General features: G+C 80.3%; 1 protein-coding gene. It reads right to left on the bottom strand.

Annotation, left to right across the window (positions count from 1 at the left end):
- Nucleotides 1-1,547: DUF5682 family protein (locus ACFV4N_RS43635; protein WP_499678583.1), on the bottom strand; the 1,547-nt coding region annotated here is incomplete at both ends.

The following is a 1,547-nucleotide window of genomic DNA, read 5'->3' as shown; positions in this document are numbered from 1 at the left end:
GGTCCCGCTCGGCGCGGCGGGCCCTGAGCCGGCCCCGCGCGGCCTCGTCCAGGGTCGATCCCCACAGCCCGGCCACGGGCAGCGTCGCGGCCGTCGCCGGGGTCCACGCCGCCGTCCACCGCGTGGTCAGCGCGTCGCCGCCGCCGACACCGGTCGTCGCGGTCTCGGTCGCGTAGGTCACGCCGAGCACCGCGAGCCGGCGCAGCGCCACCTCGCGCCGGGCGTCCAGCGCCGAGCGCAGCGGGTCCAGCCGCAGCGCGACCGGCTCCCGCGAGCCGGGGCCGGGCAGCCGCAGCGAGGCCAGCAGCTCCTCGACGGCGGGCACCAGGCCGGACTTGGGCGTGCCGGGCGCGAGCACGCCGGTGCGGTGCCCCACCAGCACGTCACCGGCCGCGCGCGCCACCACGCGCCCGCGTCCCAGCGGCTCGGCGTGGGTCAGCACGGTCTGCACCGCCTCGACCACCTCGCCGCGGCCGGGCGCGGGCAGCCCGCGCAACCGGGCCAGGTCGGTCGCCAGCCGCAGGGCTTCGCGCGCCTCACCCGGCCCGGCGGGGTGGCCCAGCTCCCGGATCCGCGCGCAGATCCGCACGATCATCGCCGCCGCGGCCGCCTCCACCGCGGCCGGGTCCCCGCCCGCCTCCAGCACGGCCTGCTGCCACTCGGGGTCGCGGATGCCCGCCGGGTAGCCGGAGCGCTCGTCCAGCAGGGCGAAGCCGTAGGGCACGAGGGAGGTGACGACGTCGGACGGCGGTGGCGGCGTCTCGTCGAGGTGCCCCTGCAGCAGGGCCGGCGCGTGGAACGAGCCGATCACGGCGGCGCAGCGCCGGTCGCCCGCCCGCGCCACCTCCCGCCGCATCCACGCCTCGCGGCGCAGGTCGAACGGGTCGACCCCGGTCACCGCCGCGTCCTCGCGCAGCGCCCAGCCGACCAGCAGCGCGGCCCGCCGCACCGCCTCGGCGGTCTGGCCGGGCGCGGCCGCCTCGACCAGCCGGTCCCACAGGTCGTCGCCGTCGCGGCCGGTGGTGGCGCGGCGCAGCGCGTCGGTCAGCGGGGACGCGCCCCGCCCGCCCGACCGGCGCTCGTCGCCGCGCAGCGCCAGCGGCAGGTCGCACGGCCGCACCTCGACGCCGTTGCGGAACGCCCACCGGATCGCGGCCAGCTCCGGGGAGAAGTCCGCGAACGGGTAGAACGCCAACTCGCCGCCGTCGCGCGCCGCCCCGGACAGGGCGACCGGCGCCACCAGGTCCGGCGCGGCCAGGTGCGGCAGCCACTCCCCCAGCTCGGCGGGCAATTCGACCAGCAGCACGTCCGGGGCGCACGCCTCCAGCAGGGCGGGCACCACCGCCGCCAGCGCGGGCGAGTGGTGCCGCACCCCGATCAGGAACGGCGCGCGGTGACCGGCCAGCCGCTCGACGACCTCGGAGGTGGGTGACGCCGCCCCGACGGCCCCCGCGGCGGAGGCGGGTACCGCTCCCGCCTCCGCCGCCGGTCGCGCGTCGACCGCCGCGGGCGTCGGCGCCCCGCCCGCCACCTCAGGCGTCGAGGAC

The organism is Actinosynnema sp. NPDC059797 (assembly GCF_042732085.1).
Taxonomy (GTDB): Bacteria; Actinomycetota; Actinomycetes; order Mycobacteriales; family Pseudonocardiaceae; genus Actinosynnema.
This window is presented reverse-complemented; position numbering and strand designations above follow the sequence as displayed.